The following is a 16,349-nucleotide window of genomic DNA, read 5'->3' on the forward strand; positions in this document are numbered from 1 at the left end:
TAAGCCCTGAAGCCTTTGAGAAGAAATATTTTAAGAATTTAGAGGGATTTGTTGTCCACGATACTGTCTAGGATCATCATAAATGTCGCGGTCAACTAAGAAGATTGGCATACCACCAATACCTTTAATTGCCGGAATGTTAAGCTCCATTGGCCCAACATTCGAATACATTGGTTCTGCACCAAGTTCAACAGCCTTTTTAAAAGCTTTTGCCGCATCACGAGTTTTGAATCCCATTGCGCAAGCAGATGGACCATGCTCATTAAAAAAGAATGAAGCATAAGATTCTGGCTGATAATTCAGGATAATATTGATATTTCCTTGACGCCATAAGTACGCTTTTTTCGATTTATGCTTGGCTACTTTTGAAAAGCCGATTGTTTCAAAAATTGGATCTAATTCATTTTCTTTTGAAACAAACTCAATAAATGCAAAACCGCATAATTCTAATGGGTTCTCTAAAATATCCATCTAGTTTCCCTCTGGTAATTACCTGATCCGTTTACTTCTCATGCTGATCTGGTCAGCTCCTTTCTCTATAGAATACGCATTTGCTGGGAGAGTGTTTGAACCGTCAAATGCCTTAGCCCAACGCATCCTATGAGAAAAAAACCAATAACTAAAACGAAGATTGAGTGAGCGCAAAGCCAATGATTAATTTCCCTTCTATATGGTGTTTATTTTCCATACACACTGTCCTTTCTTATCTAAAAGTACGATTGAGATTTTTCAATAAACCTTTAAAAATCGTCTTTTCCTAAAGTCATTCCTAGATTTATGGAGGCCAACATCCTTGTTGGACCTCCAATGGCCATTTACCTTAAAACAGATGCTACTAAAAACAATTAAATTATGCAATACATAATTTAATTATGAATTGTGTAATTTATTAATCAAATTACGCCATTTGTTTCTGCTTGTTTTAGATTTCATATTTTATAAATCATTGGGTACACTCACATGGCTTTTAAAGTTCTAATGACGGAAAACCCATGCTTTTAATCAGTGCCTGTTTAATTGGGGAGCCTGTACGCTACGATGGGCGCTCTTGCTTGCACACTACGCTTCAGCAGTTATTTTTAAATAAAAAAGCTCATGCACTTTGCCCAGAGTTATTAGGTGGATTTAGCACCCCTCGTCTACCCGCAGAAATTGTGGGAGGAACAGGTCAAGATGTACTTGATGGCAAGGCAAAAATCGCGGATTCATCTAGTTTAGATGTAACTGAGCTATATTTAAAAGGCGCCTACCGTACTTTAGAAATTGCACGGCAAATACAAGCAACTTGCGTGGTTTTAAAAGAAAATAGTCCGTCTTGCGGTAGCCAAAAAATTTATAACGGTACTTTTCAAGGTGAGAGAATTACAGGTGTGGGGATTACCACAGCACTGTTACAGCGCCATGGCTTTAAAGTAATTTCTGAAAATGAGATTGAAGAATGGTTAGCAACACATCCTCTTTAAGGTTGTGTTGATTTACCTAATCAAAAACCTCTTAATTGCTTTCTAAAACGGAAACAGAAAGCACTCAATACACAAGCTACTAAATAGCTTATGGCTGCCATACTCCAAAAACCATAAATTCCCATTGCAGAAATCGAGTGACTCCCCCAATGCAGCCCTTTATAAGCCATCCACCAACCACCACCCAATCCGAAACATAGCACCACGACTAAAAAAATCAGCATGGGTAAAATCGACACATCCCAACAACGCAGCAAAGAGGTTAGTAAAGACATTAAGCCATCTAGAAAATGAGACATGCAGACAATCAACAGCAGTGATGCTGCCAAAATCTGTACAGCCAAATCATCTGAATAGAACGTGACAATTAAGTCCCGCTCCAACCATAAACACAGGGACAGACTGCCACTCACTGCCATAATTACCCATATACTTTGTCTGGCAATTTTGTTTGCTTCGTCCATGTTCCCGCTGCCCATAGACCTCGACACCAAAATGCTATAAGCCGAGGCAATTGAGGAAGGAAAAATAAACATGAAGCCGCCCGTACTCGCGACAATTTGATGGGCTGCAGACACCACACTCCCGAAAGGCAAAATTAAAATAGCAACCGAACAAAATGCAACAACATCCATCAACGCCATGATCGCGGTAGGTATCCCTATTTTTAAAATCATACGCAGACTTTGTCGGCTATCTTCAACTGACCGCTCTGGATGTTCAATAAAGATGTATCCTTTCTCCAAGAAAAACAGGTAATAAACAGCCAACATAAACCACCGAACAATAATAGTGGCTAATAAAGCTCCTATCGCACCGAGTGGCGGAATTGAAAATGAAGCAACACCATAAATTAAAAGATAGGACAAAATAATTTTAAGAATGAAGAAAAGACTATCTGATAATAAAACCTTGTGTGCATTTTCAGTAACCTGAGACAAAGCTGTAAATAAACGCATCAGTAAATGCGCAGGTAAAATAAATACCAAAGCCCAAATACAGTTTTTAGTAATTGAAACCACATGTTCAGATGCACCAAATAATTTTGGTAAATCACGGAATACGTAAAGCAGGCCAATACTGATCAATGCCGAACATAACATTAGCCAAATGCCTTGAATAAAAATCTGACGTATACGCGGTAAATCATGGCAACCATAGGCTTCTGAAAGCTTGAGTATCACACCTTGCAGAATCCCCATCCCAATGACATAAATCACTGTATATAAAGATAAGGTTACCGATAATGCGGCGACATGATCATTGCTAAAATGCCCTACATACGCAATATCAACCAATCCACTTAAAACTACAATTAAATTGCTAGAAAGCATGGGTATAAATAATTTAAAAATCTGGTTCATCAAAAAAAGCCTTATCTTTTTCTTTGCGATTTATGTTGATATTCACGTTATTTTTAATGCATCAATTCAAAGCAAAAGACATACCAGTTCTAAATTCAGCTCTCCCTAAAATGTTCTTTAAATAAAAAAGCCAAACTATTCGTTTGGCCTTTTTTTAATGTGTGTTGTATACAGTTATTCCTGTTTGTGTTTACTTGCCCAATAAGTTGCAAGCGCCGGGCCCGAAATATTATGCCAAAGACTGAAAATAGCACTCGGTACTGCTGTAATCGGAGAAGCCGCAAAATGTACTGCCGCAAGCGCTACGCCTAAGCCTGAGTTTTGCATACCGACTTCTACCGCAATTGCTTTACTGTCTGCATAAGGCAATTTGAAGAAACGCGCTGCGGTAAAACCTAATAAATAACCAAGCCCGTTATGTAATACCACTACCGCCAAAATGAGCAAACCCGATTGAAAAATAGCTGCTTTACTGCCGCCAATAATGGCTGCCACAATAGCAACAATTGCAATCACTGAAACTAAAGGCATGACTTGAATATACGATTCGACTTGACGTTTAAGCCATGTTCTTAAAATCAGACCAACCACAATAGGAAGCAACACCACCTGTAAAATCGAAATAAACATCGAAGCTGCATCTATCTTTAACCATTGGCTAGCAAGTAGATAGAAAATAGCAGGTGTTAATACAGGTGCTAAAAGTGTTGATACCGATGTACAAGCGACCGATAAAGCCACATTACCTTTGGCCATGTAGGTAATCACGTTTGAAGCTGTTCCGCCTGGGCAACACCCCACCAAAATAACCCCAACTGCGATTTCAGGAGGTAAATTAAATAATTTACACAGAACAAATGCCAAACCCGGCATCACCACAAACTGTGCTACCACCCCAATCAACACCGCTTTAGGGCTTTGTAGTACCCCTTTAAAATCATCAACGGTCATGGTCATTCCCATGCCGAGCATAATAATGCCCAAGATCCATGGAATATAAGCTTTAAGCCAGACAAAAAATTCAGGTTGCCAGAGTGCCAATGCCGCAAAAACGATGACCCATAAAGCAAACGTTTTTTGAACAAATTGAGTAAAACGTAATAATGCAGACATGCTGTTCATCCATATCAAATCGCAATTAAAGCCCAAACATCATGGGCACTATCTCTAGCATTCACTTAACAAGTCAGTCGATTGAATACGGATAACCCCTTGTTGCTGCATGGTTTGCCATGCCTGTTCTAACGAACCGTTGAGATTAATACCTTTGCACGCATCTTCAATCACTAGAGTTTTAAAGCCGAGTTGAATTGCATCTAAAGCAGTCCATGCGACACAAAAGTCCGTGGCAATACCAACCACATAAACCGTATCAATGCCACGCTCTTTTAAGTAACCCGTTAAACCCGTCATTGTGGTGTGGTCTGCTTCCATAAAAGCCGAGTAGCTATCAATATGAGCATGAAAACCTTTTCGGATAATCAGCTGAGCTGTCGGAATATTTAAATCTGGATGAAACTCAGCATCATGCGTGCCTTGTACACAATGCTTAGGCCAAAGCACTTGTAGTCCATACTCGAGTTCAATGGTTTCAAATGGCTGCTTGCCCACATGGTTGACTGCAAAAGAAATATGATTATCTGGATGCCAGTCCTGAGTCAGGACGACATTTTCAAAACAACCAGCAAGTTGGTTAATGGTTGGAATAATAGTATCGGCGTCGACAACTGCCAGGTTTCCGCCCGGCGTAAAACCATTTTGTACATCAACTACGACTAAAGCCGAATTTTGTGGTTGTTTCTTCATTTTCATGCCATCTTAAGTCCCATTCGGGAAAAATATGCATTTTATCTTGCCATAAAAAAGACTGTATCAAGTAGGGATTCGCAGAATTGCACCATATTGTCATATTTACTGTCTTTTACTTGAAATGATCAAATTGGCATTCTATGTTTTGCTCAAGTTTACATAGGGTTTATCAGTTAAGCATATTGTTCTTATGCGTCTGATCAGTCATAATTTGCATAATTGTCATTCAACAATCTGTTATTGTTAGAACTGGACAATCAAAATACTGCAACCATCCCACATTTTGTTTTTCTTACCTCAGATTCGGATGGATAAATAGGATATTTTTTAAAATGACTCAGCAAGCACAGACCATTCAAGGCTCAATCGTCGCAATTGTCACTCCCATGTTGAAAGATGGCGGTGTAGATTGGAAGAGTCTTGAGAAGCTGGTTGAGTGGCACATAGAACAAGGTACAAACAGTATTGTAGCCGTCGGTACAACCGGCGAAGCCTCAACATTGAGCATGGAAGAGCACACACAGGTTATTAAAGAAATTATTCGTGTAGCCAATAAACGTATTCCAATTATTGCCGGTACTGGTGCAAACTCAACCCGTGAAGCAATCGAATTAACTAAAGCAGCTAAAGACCTCGGTGCTGATGCAGCTTTACTTGTAACACCATACTATAACAAACCAACCCAAGAAGGCCTTTACCAGCACTATAAAGCGGTTGCTGAAGCTGTTGAATTACCTCTTATTCTTTATAACGTACCAGGTCGTACTGGCGTAGATTTGTCAAACGATACAGCGGTACGTTTAGCAGAAATTCCTAATATTGTAGGTATCAAAGACGCAACAGGTGATGTACCTCGTGGTAAAGCTTTAATCGATGCTTTAAACGGCAAGATGGCTGTTTACTCGGGTGACGATGAAACTGCATGGGAACTTATGCTTCTTGGCGCAGACGGTAATATCTCGGTTACTGCAAACATTGCACCTAAAGCAATGAGCGAAGTATGTGCGGTTGCTATTGCTAAAGATGAGCCACAAGCGAAGACGCTTAACAATAAGATTGCAAATTTACACAATATTCTATTTTGCGAATCAAACCCAATTCCTGTGAAATGGGCACTACATGAGATGGGACTGATTGATACTGGTATTCGTTTACCACTCACTCCTCTCGCTGAGCAATATCGCGAACCTCTCCGCAATGCCCTAAAAGATGCGGGAATTATTTAATAAGAGCAATTTATGATGCAATTACGTCTTGGTTTAGTCCTTGCAGTTTCAGCCTTAAGTTTAGCTGGCTGTGGTCGCTTCGCACTCAATAATCACTCTTTAGATTATAAAAAAGCAAAGCAACTCGCCCCGCTTGAGTACCCTGCCGATGCAACTGTACGACCAGCGACTCCTTTGTATCCTGCACCAACAGTAGACCAGCTCGCTATCGATCATGCGCCGAAGTTTGAAAACAAGCGCGGCAACCGTTTTGCATTGCCACGTCCTGAACAAACCCAAGCTGATACAGCAGACACATCTGCTCAATCAGGTAGCGCGCTTAGTCGCCCTCAACTTGTAACAGATGGTAATAAGAATCCACTGTTAAAAATTGATGGAAGTACTGCCGAGATTTGGCAATACACCAAAGCAACCTTGAGCACGTTAAATTACAATGTTATCGCTCAAGGCAGTAATCAAGCGACGATCAAAGTAAATGACAAAACTTATGTGCTTAAACTGACTGGTGTTGGCTCTAGTCATAGCCTTGCTCTCTTTAATCCAGACAACACTTTTGCAAGCCCTGATGTTGCTGCGGAAGTGTTAAACCAGATTTACCAAAATTGGCCAGCCTAGTCGTTTACTAGGCATTTTTTTTTAAAAGGTTCCCTCATGTTAAAACAAACCTTGCTCTATACTGGTAAAGCAAAATCTGTATATGAAACAGACAATGCCGACCATCTGATTTTAGTCTTTCGTGATGATGCCTCTGCGTTCAATGGCGAAAAAATCGAACAACTAGATCGTAAAGGCAAGGTGAACAACCGTTTTAACGCCTTCATCATGGAAAAGCTTGCTGAAGCGGGTATCGAAACGCATTTTGAAAAATTGCTTTCTCCGACTGAAGTTCTTGTTAAAAAACTTCAAATGATTCCTGTTGAATGTGTAATCCGTAACTACGCAGCTGGTTCTTTATGCCGTCGTTTAGGTGTAGAAGAAGGTAAAGAGCTTACTCCTCCTACATTTGAATTGTTCTACAAAGATGATGGCCTAGGCGATCCAATGGTTAACGAATCTCAAGCGATTGCTTTAGGTTGGGCGACTGCTGAACAGTTAGAACAAATGAAAGTGTTAACTTATAAAGTAAATGATGTATTAAAAGCATTATTTGCTGAAGGCAACATGATTTTGGTGGACTTCAAACTTGAATTTGGTGTTTTCCATGACCGCATCGTACTTGGTGATGAATTCTCTCCAGACGGTTGCCGTTTATGGGATAAAGACACTAAGAAGAAACTCGACAAAGACCGTTTCCGTCAAGGTTTAGGTGGTGTTGTTGAAGCTTATGAAGAAGTTGCTGCTCGTTTAGGCGTAGATTTATCTGACATCTAATTCGTCAGCTTCATTAAAAAAACCGGGCATTTCAGCTCGGTTTTTTTATTTGCAGTACCCTAGAATTTAAGGAAAGTAGACAGATTTGTATATTTAATTAAATTATGACTTGCACAATCTAAAAACAAAGCACTAAAATCTAAAAAAACATTAATTGCATCACAATAATTAAATTTAAAGTATGGTGAATCCAATGAAACTATTTAAGCCTGAAAAGAAATTAATGAATCACTCGATACATTTTGGTGAAAACCCATTAGTGATTTTATCTAATTTTAGCGACTCTGCTTTGAAACAAGGTTGGAGCCAAGCTGAGGTAGAAACCGTTATTTCTGAAGCTTCTCAAGGTGACTATATGAAACTCATACGTACATTGAGAACATATACATTACTTTAATTCTCTGCGTTGCTGTAAGCGCTCAATCTCAAACCTAACTAGTTTATAGAAAACGCTCGCCTTTCACTCGGGCGGTAAATAGTCTTGCCATACGATACTCTTAATCTCTTTTTATACTTAATGGTCTTATCTGGTTAATTACGTTCATCCGTATATTATTTTGCTTACTGCCGTACTCTTCAATTTATAAAAAGACACATAAAGCTGGTAGGAATAAACTGGATTTATCCCGAATGCTGCCTTAACAATGAATAAAAATAATAAGTAAAAAATATTTATTCAGTGAGGAGCAAATCTGATGGATCATGAAATAGAGGAAAAAAAGGTCGAGCAAACCTTAAGCTGGCGTGAAAAAATGGCAGTAGAAGAACACGAGAAACTGTCACCCCGTTTAGTCTATGAAATTATCCGCCGTGATGGTGCGGAAGAACTGGATCGCCCAACAGCTGCACTGATCTTTTCAGGAATTGCTGCTGGTTTGGTCATTAGCTTCTCATTTGTATTTAAAGCGATTATTGCTTCTTATATCCCAACTGATGCCATCTGGACCGATTTAATCACCAATTTTGGTTATACCATTGGGTTCCTGATTGCTATTTTGGGCCACATGCAACTTTTTACCGAAAATACCATTACTACAGTTGTGCCCTTATTTAAGCCTTTTAGTTTGGACAAATTACGAGCTGTGGGCCGTTTATGGGGAATTGTGATTCTATGCAATATCATTGGAACAGCTTTGGCGAGTTTATTTTTCCTGACCACAGACCTGTTTACTCCAGACATTGATAAAGCACTAGATGAGCTGGCGCATCATGTTGCATCTTTTTCTGCAATCCAGAACCTGCTTAAAGGGGTTATGTCGGGACTTTTAATTGCCGCATTGGTGTGGATGCTGCCTTCGGTCAGCAATAAATTCCTAGTCATCTTTTTCATGACTTATCTGATAGGACTAGGCGACTTTACCCACGTTGTGGTTGGTTCTACCGAAATGTCCTATCTGGTCTGGCAAGGAGAGGCTTCTATTGGCGAATATCTATTTAATTTTCTAATTCCAACTACCATTGGAAACATTATTGGTGGTACAGGCGTATTCACGCTACTGATTTACGGTCAGGTCACTGAAGAATTGGATTAGCAAGAAGCAATAGAGAACTATTGCTCCTGCTGCCATCGGCGTTGCTGGAGGCGCTCACCTTCAACTTCACGCTTGTTTCTCGCCGACTCATAAAGTTTGATTCCCTTCAACTCAGGTGGTAAGTAGTCTTGCAGCACAAAGTGCTCTGGGTAGTCATGAGGATAGAGATAATTAATTCCATAACCTTGCTGTTTCATCAGTTTGGTCGGTGCATTTCTCAAGTGTAAAGGCACTGGTAAATTTGCCGTTTTCTCAGCAAGATCTAAAGCCTTATTAATCGCGAGGTAAGTACTATTACTTTTTGCGCTGGTTGCTAGGTAAACCGCAGTTTGACCCAAAATAATTCGCGCCTCAGGCATACCCACCGCCTGTACAGAACGGAAACATTCACCTGCAAGCAATAGTGCATTTGGATTCGAGTTCCCAATATCTTCTGAGGCAGCAATCAACATACGTCTTGCAATAAAAACCGGATCTTCCCCGCCTTTGAGCATACGAGCCATCCAGTACAGAGCAGCATCTGGATCACTACCACGAATCGATTTAATAAAAGCAGAAACGAGGTCGTAATGCTGTTCACCCGATTTGTCATAACGCGCAATATTTTGCTGAGCGACTTTTACAACCACAGCATTGGTAATGGTATTTTCAACTTCTGGCTCAAAAGTACTTGCAATTAAGTCTAGTAAATTTAGTGCTTTACGGGCATCACCTGCTGCAAACTGTAAAAGAGCATCATACTCTTCAATATGAATGTAGCGTTCTTTTAAGAATTTATCGTTTTGAAGTGCATTGTTAAGTAAAGTCTGAATTGCCTCACTGTCTAAACTGTTTAAGGTATAGACCTGACAGCGCGATAAAAGTGCACTATTGACTTCAAAAGACGGGTTTTCAGTGGTCGCGCCAATTAAGGTGATTTTACCTTTTTCAACAGCACCTAATAATGCATCTTGCTGTGATTTATTAAAGCGATGGATTTCGTCAATAAAAACTACAGGTGTGAGTAAATCACCACTTTCTGCAATCACTTCACGTAATTCTTTTACGCCCGTATTCAGCGCAGATAAGCTCACAAACGGACGATCTATTGCCTGAGCTAAAAGCAAAGCAATTGTCGTTTTACCAACGCCTGGAGGTCCCCAAAAAATAATAGAAGGCAAATGTCCCTGATCAATCATTTGACGTAAGGGTGCATGTTCGCCTAACAAATGATCTTGCCCAATAATTTCAGACAAGTCTCTCGGGCGCAGGCGTTCAGGAAGTGGAATATGGGTGTCTGACATCTCAAATAGCTTTATCGTCTTTTCACTATAGTCTATTGTGTCTCACAGAAATCTACAATTTGAATCTATGAGACCCATCCTTTATTTACAGGCTAACTCAAGGCCTTAAGAGAGTTTCTTACTCAGCTTGAGTAAACGAGCATTGGGGCCATCTTCAATTACCCAAATTGAACCGTCTTGTGCTTCATGTAACCCACGAATACGTTGCTTCATCTCTAGTCTTTGCACTTCTTTTATGGGCTTATGCTCTAAATCTACAACTACAATGGCTTGTGAAGACAACCCACCAATTAAGGCTTTATTTTGCCATGCCGGAAATTGTTGTCCGCGATAAATAATCAAACTCGACGGTGAGATTACAGGAGTCCAGTCTATCTCGGGTGCTTTAAACTCTGGGCGAGTGTTATGGTCTGGAATAGGCTGACCTGAATAATGGTCGCCATTTGAAACAACCGGATACCCATAGTTTTCACCTTTGGTAATAATATTAAGCTCATCACCACCTTTAGGCCCCATCTCAACCACCCATAGCTGTCCTTGGCGGTCAAAGGCCATGCCTAAGGGATTACGGTGTCCAAGTGACCATATTTCAGCAGTAACACCGCCTTGCTTATAAAAAGGGTTACCTACAGCTGCTGAACCGTCATCATTTAAACGTAGAATTTTACCCAAATTACTTTTCATGTCTTGGGCAGGGTCAAACTTTTGGCGCTCACCTGAACTGACCCAAAGCTTACCATCTGCGCCAAAAAGCATACGATGCCCATAATGGCCCTGTCCTGAAACTTTAGGTACTTGCTGCCAAATCTGCTTTATATACTTAAGTTTTGGCTGATTAGGGTTAGATAAATCTAATTTTGCACGTGAAATCACCGCACCAGATCCACCCTGCCCTTTGGCCGCATAACTGAGATATATCCAGTGATTTTCGGTAAAATCTGGATGCAAAGCGACATCTCCTAAACCACCTTGGCCACCATAGTTCACCGCTGGAACATCCTGAACATCTTGTACTTTTTTATTTTGGGGATTAAAAATTTTTAATTTACCTTGCCGTTCAGTGACTAATAAACGTTGGTCCGGCAAAGTGGTAATTGCCCAAGGCTCATTAAAATGTGCGACTGCCTCGACCTGATAAACTTGTTTGGCACCCCTAGTTTGCTCTGTTTTTGCAGTTGTATTTTGTTCAGGACTTTTTGAATTAGTATTATTAGACCCGCAGGCCATTAACAAGAAGAAACTACTACATAATAAGGGGGCTGCTAGTCGTTTCATCATTTTTATCTCCTTTTGCTTTTATTTTTATATAACGGAGATAGTTAAAAACTTTACGATTAAAATGTTACTTTATTATACGCTGTAATTAAAAATGCCCATCGGGAGCATATTAACGCACCCAACGCACCACATAATCTTCTAGGTCATCTTCATGTACATCAGTTTCAGGAATACATCGTCCTGCAACCGACTTTTTCGCCTTAACCACGCTTTGTCTCGTACCCGTATTTAAATAGTGCCAAGAAGGTAAATTCTTACCTTCATTCAACCGTTTATAGGCACAGCTCGATGGTAACCAGTGTATGGTTTTTAAGCTTTCCGGCGTCAACTGTAAACAGTCAGGAACTTGCTGCTGACGATTTGAATAGTCTGAACAACGTCCGGTAGAGCAATCCAGCAATTTACACGCTACCTTGGTGTAAGCTACTTCATGGGTATCTTCATCTTCTAGCTTGACCAGACAACATAAACCACACCCATCACACAAAGCTTCCCACTCAGGCTGTGTAAGCTGCTCAAGCGTATAATTTTTCCAAAACAATGGACGAAGTGAGGTCTCGGTAGACATAGGTTTTAACAGCTATATACATAAAGCAAACTCAGATTATAGCATTGAAGTAATCTCTGCTTAAGGAAAGAAACCGTATTTTTAGCATCACAAAATGATTGTTTAATATACATTTCAACCACATAAACGACACATTCCGTGTAAAAAACACGCTATATAGTAAAAACACAATGAAAAATAAGGAGGACAGCATATGTTCCGTTGGGCAATAATTTTTGCAGTGATTGCACTCATTGCCAGTCTATTAGGGTTTGGTGGTGTTGCAGGGTTATCTAAAGACTTTGCCGTGATTTTATTAGTTGTGGCTGTAATTCTCGCTGTTATTGGTTTTATTTCGCGAGGCCGAACCTAATTTAATTATGACCATATAAAAAAGAAGGAACCTGTTCCTTCTTTTTTATTGCCCAAATGTTTCTATGTTTTTCTTTTGATGTAGATTTTTACATAGTTATTTATATAGCTTTTATTTTTTATGCTTTAATCAAGTGTATTTAAACCAAGTTAAATTTCAGGATTAATGTCATGAGTACAGCAATTAAAACCCGTGAAATTCAATACACTGCACCAGATGGCAGCCATTTAATTGGTTACTTTGCAGCTCCAGAAAGTGAGACCCCTGTACCTGGTGTCATTATTGGTCCTGAGTGGTGGGGACGTAACGAATACACTGAACAACGTGCGCGTGAACTTGCTGAACACGGCTATGCTGCACTTGCAATTGATATGTATGGCGATAAAAAAGTGACGACGACTGCTGCTCAAGCTTACGAATGGATGATGCAGACATTTGAAGAGTTAGACACGGTGACTGACCGCGCTAATGCAGGGCTTCAAACTTTAGCTGCTCAACCGGAAGTGAATAGTGAAAAACTTGCAGCAGTAGGTTTTTGCTATGGCGGCAAAGTGGTACTCGATTTAGCTCGCTCAGGTGCTCCCCTCAAAGCAACAGCGACATTCCATGGTACATTAACTCCTAAGGCACCTGCTCAAAAAGGCAACATTCAAGGTGAGGTATTGGTTCTACATGGTGAACTAGACAGCATGGTCACCTTAGAAGATGTTGCTAATTTTGAAAAAGAGATGCAAGCTGCTGAGGTTAAACATGAAGTAGTGGTTTTAAAGGATGCTAAACATGGCTTTAGTAACCCGCTTGCAGATGAAAGAGCTAAAGCGAACGGCGTAGATCTTGGCTACAACAGCGAAGCGGAAAAACAAGGCCTTGCTAAAATGTACGCTTTATTAGAACGTACTTTAAAATAAAAGAAGCAAATTTGGAGCAAATGGTTCTTTTTTCGCATTTGCTCCCTTAAATCTTTATGACTTTGCAATATTTTTCCTGTATTTTTTAAACCATACTTCAATAACTATACTCCCGTTGAGCTAGAGCAAAGCCTAGTCTTATTTCCCGCACTCGGGGTTTAATGGAATAACATGAGAGGATACAACAATGACTGACAAGAAATGTCCGTATTGCAATTTTGATGAATATGACATCATTGATAAGAATGAATTTGCTGTAATTTTACCTGACCCAAATCCGTTGTCTAAAGGCCACTGTGTAGTGACTCCACTGCGCCATGTAAGTTCGTTTTTTGACATTACCTCTAAAGAGCATGAAAGTTTACTGACACTTCTTGAAATTGCCCGTCATGAAACACAGCTTCGTCATCAACCAGCTGGTTTCCATATTGGCTTTAATGATGGTGAAGTGTTTGGACAAACTTCTGACCATTTCCATATTCATGTCATTCCTTACTATAAAAACCAGCCGTTGAAACTTGATCAACGTTGGGGCGTAAAAGAGGATTAATCCTTTTTTATGCTTGAAGCAGAGACTACTCGTTTTAAAGTAGTCTCTGTTTTAACAGGCTCGTTCTGATTGCTTGCTTTAAACAAAACTTAACCCAAATTTCAGCTATAATTTAACCCTTACTTTTCTTCTATAGCTGTTCATGCCTGAATTTTCTTTTTCTGATGCCCTCTTAAACTGGTTCGATCAACATGGTCGTCATGATTTGCCTTGGCAAGTCGCAGATGATCCATACAAAGTCTGGGTTTCTGAAATTATGTTACAGCAAACTCAGGTAAAAACAGTTCTTCAATATTTTGACCGCTTTATGGAGCGCTTCCCAACTGTAGAAGCTTTAGGCCATGCAACTTGGGATGAAGTAGCCCCTTATTGGGCAGGTCTTGGCTATTACGCTCGTGCACGCAATTTGCATAAAGCTGCTGGCCTTGTAGCACAGCAAGGTAAATTTCCAGAAACCTTAGAAGAATGGATTGCGCTACCTGGCATTGGTCGCTCGACCGCAGGCGCGCTTATGTCTTTAGGTTTACGTCAGTACGGCGTAATTATGGACGGCAACGTGAAGCGCGTTTTAGCTCGTTTCTTTGCCATTGAGGATGACTTAAGCAAGCCACAACACGAACGTGAAATGTGGAAACTCGCTGAAGAGCTATGCCCAACCCAACGCAACCATGATTACACACAAGCGATTATGGACTTGGGTGCAACCATCTGCACACCTAAAAAGCCTCTTTGTTTATATTGTCCAATGCAATCTCATTGTCAGGCTTATCAGCAAGGTTTAGAACAAGAATTACCTTTTAAAAAACCGAAAAAAACACCGCCTGTTAAAACGGCAGATGTTCTTATTATTCAGTGTGAAGATGAATGGTTCTGGCAGCAACGCCAAGCTCATGGACTATGGGGCGGTTTATTTTGTTTACCTATTTTAGAAAATGAAAATGAGCGTCTGAGCCTAAGCCAGCAATTTAAACTACAACCTCAAGCACAAACCTTTCAGATTAGTCATAGCTTCACCCACTTCACATGGTTACTTAATGCTCATGTGTTCCACGTGGAACCTGATCAAAAAGAACATCTGGCGATTGAACTTGAAGGCCAATGGCTAAGTCCGGAACAAGCTGTCGCTAAAGGTGTTCCAACCGCTATGAAAAAATTGATCTCGACAAGCCGTTCATGACATAGTGGGCAAAATAATTTTGATATGGCTATGACAGGGAGTATTTTGTGCGACGTTTAGTTTCCCATCTCTCACTTGGTTTTCTCATTATTCTCTTGGCAGCCTGTGCCAGTGCACCTAAAAAGCCTGCTCCGCTTTCACCAACTCAAGTCAGCAAACTCAAGAGTATGCAGCTTCCAAGTCGACTTCCCGTTCCGGTAAAAGGAGTCGATCGAGATGAGTTAAAAGACACATGGGGCACTGCTCGGAGTCAGGGTCGTAGCCACGAAGGAATTGATATTTTGGCTCCACGTGGAACCAAAGTGTACAGTACAACCGAAGGGCTAGTGGCAGATCTTCGTAATAATAACCTCGGTGGCAAAGTCATCTGGATTTTAGGCCCGGCAGGAACATGGCATTATTATGCTCATCTTGATGGACATAAACGTGGCTTAAACGTGGGTGACTATGTCAAAAAGGGCGATCTGATTGGCTATGTCGGCAATACGGGAAATGCACGTTATACTTCACCTCATCTTCATTATGGCCTTTACTTAGATGGTAAAGGTCGTGGTGCTGTTAATCCTTATTCATATTTACGCTAGGAACATTTTATGTCGGAAGCGCTGATCAATCGCTTAGTAGAGTTTGCCGAGTCTGGCAACCAGCAAAAGATCATTCTAAATGGCAATAGCTATCAAGGCTGGATCATGGAAATCAGCGATGATGCCCTACTGATCAGTACCGGTTTTTCAGATAAAGTCGGCAAAGATTTTTGGCTAAAGTTTGAAGACTTAACCCAAGCCGAACTATATTATTGGGATACTCGCCCAAATGAATGGGTACCATTCAAACTCTAAAATACCAAGATAAATATAAGGAGCATCATCATGAAAATTCAACGCTGCGGATGGTGTTCCAACGATCCACTCTATATTGCTTACCATGATGAAGAATGGGGCAAACCAGAACACGACGAAGCCCGATTATTTGAAATGCTCTGTCTTGAAGGCCAACAAGCTGGCTTATCGTGGATTACCGTACTCAAAAAAAGAGAAAGCTACCGCCAGCACTTTTTTAATCATTCTATTGCTGACATTGCCGCATTTACAGATGACTTTTTAGAAACAAAACTGTCCGATGCAGGCTTAATCCGTCACTTAGGCAAACTCAAAGCCATTCGCGATAATGCGATTGCATGGCAAGCCCTTAAAGCCCAAGTTGGTGATGTTTCTAAATGGCTTTGGCAGTTTGTAGATGCTACTCCTCAGCACAATGATGTTATAGATTATCGTAAGGCCCCTGCTCAAACTGAGCTCAGTGTAAAGCTATCTAAAACGCTTAAAAAAAATGGTTTCAAATTTGTTGGTCCAACCACCTGCTATGCGTTTATGCAGGCAGTGGGTATGGTCAATGATCATGAAAACGATTGTCAATTTAAAGCTTCATAACCCACCAGAACGGTTCAAATCCGCTTAAGGAGTTTCCG

At 40.4% G+C, this 16,349-nt stretch carries 19 protein-coding genes and 1 pseudogene; 13 read left to right on the forward strand and 7 right to left on the reverse strand.

Annotated features, from left to right (window positions below):
• Positions 1-75: 75 nt before the first annotated feature.
• Positions 76-471: pseudogene (locus HMPREF0014_RS20790) on the reverse strand (4-hydroxyphenylpyruvate dioxygenase); the annotation flags it as partial.
• A gap of 521 nt (positions 472-992) precedes the next feature.
• Between HMPREF0014_RS20790 and HMPREF0014_RS20795 the strand changes: the two are divergent.
• Positions 993-1,463: a DUF523 domain-containing protein gene (locus tag HMPREF0014_RS20795; protein ID WP_006581547.1), complete on the forward strand. Its 471-nt coding sequence runs from the start codon at positions 993-995 to the stop codon at positions 1,461-1,463.
• A gap of 20 nt (positions 1,464-1,483) precedes the next feature.
• Here the strand turns inward: HMPREF0014_RS20795 and HMPREF0014_RS20800 are convergent, their stop codons facing one another.
• The 3 genes from HMPREF0014_RS20800 to pncA form a co-directional block, all read right to left on the reverse strand.
• Positions 1,484-2,827 (reverse strand): MATE family efflux transporter, encoded by a 1,344-nt coding sequence (locus tag HMPREF0014_RS20800; RefSeq protein ID WP_020992337.1) that lies wholly within the window; start codon positions 2,825-2,827, stop codon positions 1,484-1,486.
• 174 nt (positions 2,828-3,001) lie between these two features.
• Positions 3,002-3,940 (reverse strand): bile acid:sodium symporter family protein, encoded by a 939-nt coding sequence (locus tag HMPREF0014_RS20805; RefSeq protein ID WP_020992338.1) that lies wholly within the window; start codon positions 3,938-3,940, stop codon positions 3,002-3,004.
• Positions 3,941-3,994: 54 nt separating this feature from the next.
• The gene (pncA, locus tag HMPREF0014_RS20810) at positions 3,995-4,639 is read right to left on the reverse strand and encodes a bifunctional nicotinamidase/pyrazinamidase (RefSeq protein ID WP_006581544.1); all 645 of its coding nucleotides are present in this window, start codon (positions 4,637-4,639) and stop codon (positions 3,995-3,997) included.
• Positions 4,640-4,968: 329 nt separating this feature from the next.
• On the opposite strand from pncA, the gene dapA reads away from it, so the two are divergent.
• The 5 genes from dapA (at position 4,969) to HMPREF0014_RS20835 (ending at position 8,765) form a co-directional block, all read left to right on the forward strand.
• Entirely contained in the window at positions 4,969-5,862 is an 894-nt protein-coding gene (gene dapA / locus HMPREF0014_RS20815; RefSeq protein WP_006581543.1) for a 4-hydroxy-tetrahydrodipicolinate synthase, read from the forward strand.
• Positions 5,863-5,877: 15 nt separating this feature from the next.
• Positions 5,878-6,477 carry a hypothetical protein gene (locus HMPREF0014_RS20820; RefSeq protein WP_002053789.1) on the forward strand — a complete coding sequence of 200 codons (600 nt, stop codon included), beginning with the start codon at positions 5,878-5,880 and terminating at the stop codon, positions 6,475-6,477.
• 36 nt (positions 6,478-6,513) lie between these two features.
• The gene (purC, locus tag HMPREF0014_RS20825; RefSeq protein WP_000917863.1) at positions 6,514-7,233 is read left to right on the forward strand and encodes a phosphoribosylaminoimidazolesuccinocarboxamide synthase; all 720 of its coding nucleotides are present in this window, start codon (positions 6,514-6,516) and stop codon (positions 7,231-7,233) included.
• 193 nt (positions 7,234-7,426) lie between these two features.
• A complete protein-coding gene (locus HMPREF0014_RS20830) occupies positions 7,427-7,630 on the forward strand; it encodes a hypothetical protein (RefSeq protein WP_002053827.1) in 204 nt (67 codons plus the stop codon).
• A gap of 298 nt (positions 7,631-7,928) precedes the next feature.
• Positions 7,929-8,765, forward strand: coding sequence for a formate/nitrite transporter family protein (locus tag HMPREF0014_RS20835; RefSeq protein ID WP_002054022.1), 837 nt, complete (start codon positions 7,929-7,931; stop codon positions 8,763-8,765).
• Between the two features lie 17 nt (positions 8,766-8,782).
• On the opposite strand, the gene HMPREF0014_RS20840 is transcribed toward HMPREF0014_RS20835, so the two are convergent.
• From HMPREF0014_RS20840 to HMPREF0014_RS20850, 3 genes are all read right to left on the reverse strand, one after another.
• Complete coding sequence (locus HMPREF0014_RS20840; RefSeq protein ID WP_006581541.1) at positions 8,783-10,048, reverse strand: replication-associated recombination protein A; 1,266 nt, start codon at positions 10,046-10,048, stop codon at positions 8,783-8,785.
• 105 nt (positions 10,049-10,153) lie between these two features.
• Positions 10,154-11,326, reverse strand: a complete 1,173-nt coding sequence (locus HMPREF0014_RS20845; protein WP_020992339.1) for a PQQ-dependent sugar dehydrogenase — start codon at positions 11,324-11,326, stop codon at positions 10,154-10,156.
• A gap of 109 nt (positions 11,327-11,435) precedes the next feature.
• Positions 11,436-11,894, reverse strand: coding sequence for a YcgN family cysteine cluster protein (locus HMPREF0014_RS20850; protein ID WP_006581539.1), 459 nt, complete (start codon positions 11,892-11,894; stop codon positions 11,436-11,438).
• A 193-nt stretch (positions 11,895-12,087) separates the two neighbouring features.
• Between HMPREF0014_RS20850 and HMPREF0014_RS20855 the strand changes: the two genes are divergently transcribed.
• The 7 genes from HMPREF0014_RS20855 to HMPREF0014_RS20885 all read left to right on the forward strand — a co-directional run bounded on the left by HMPREF0014_RS20855 (position 12,088) and on the right by HMPREF0014_RS20885 (position 16,311).
• Positions 12,088-12,246, forward strand: coding sequence for a DUF1328 domain-containing protein (locus HMPREF0014_RS20855; RefSeq protein WP_002053759.1), 159 nt, complete (start codon positions 12,088-12,090; stop codon positions 12,244-12,246).
• Positions 12,247-12,416: 170 nt separating this feature from the next.
• Positions 12,417-13,154 (forward strand): dienelactone hydrolase family protein, encoded by a 738-nt coding sequence (locus HMPREF0014_RS20860; protein WP_000100775.1) that lies wholly within the window; start codon positions 12,417-12,419, stop codon positions 13,152-13,154.
• A 187-nt stretch (positions 13,155-13,341) separates the two neighbouring features.
• The gene (locus HMPREF0014_RS20865; protein WP_002053765.1) at positions 13,342-13,704 is read left to right on the forward strand and encodes an HIT family protein; all 363 of its coding nucleotides are present in this window, start codon (positions 13,342-13,344) and stop codon (positions 13,702-13,704) included.
• 142 nt (positions 13,705-13,846) lie between these two features.
• Positions 13,847-14,881 (forward strand): A/G-specific adenine glycosylase, encoded by a 1,035-nt coding sequence (gene mutY, locus HMPREF0014_RS20870; protein WP_006581538.1) that lies wholly within the window; start codon positions 13,847-13,849, stop codon positions 14,879-14,881.
• Positions 14,882-14,928: 47 nt separating this feature from the next.
• Positions 14,929-15,465, forward strand: a complete 537-nt coding sequence (locus HMPREF0014_RS20875) for a M23 family metallopeptidase (RefSeq protein WP_006581537.1) — start codon at positions 14,929-14,931, stop codon at positions 15,463-15,465.
• A gap of 9 nt (positions 15,466-15,474) precedes the next feature.
• Entirely contained in the window at positions 15,475-15,720 is a 246-nt protein-coding gene (locus tag HMPREF0014_RS20880) for a hypothetical protein (RefSeq protein WP_001287365.1), read from the forward strand.
• Between the two features lie 30 nt (positions 15,721-15,750).
• Complete coding sequence (locus HMPREF0014_RS20885; RefSeq protein ID WP_006581536.1) at positions 15,751-16,311, forward strand: DNA-3-methyladenine glycosylase I; 561 nt, start codon at positions 15,751-15,753, stop codon at positions 16,309-16,311.
• Positions 16,312-16,349 lie beyond the last annotated feature (38 nt).

This window comes from Acinetobacter sp. RUH 2624, from assembly GCF_000162375.2.
In the GTDB taxonomy this organism is placed as follows: domain Bacteria; phylum Pseudomonadota; class Gammaproteobacteria; order Pseudomonadales; family Moraxellaceae; genus Acinetobacter; species Acinetobacter nosocomialis.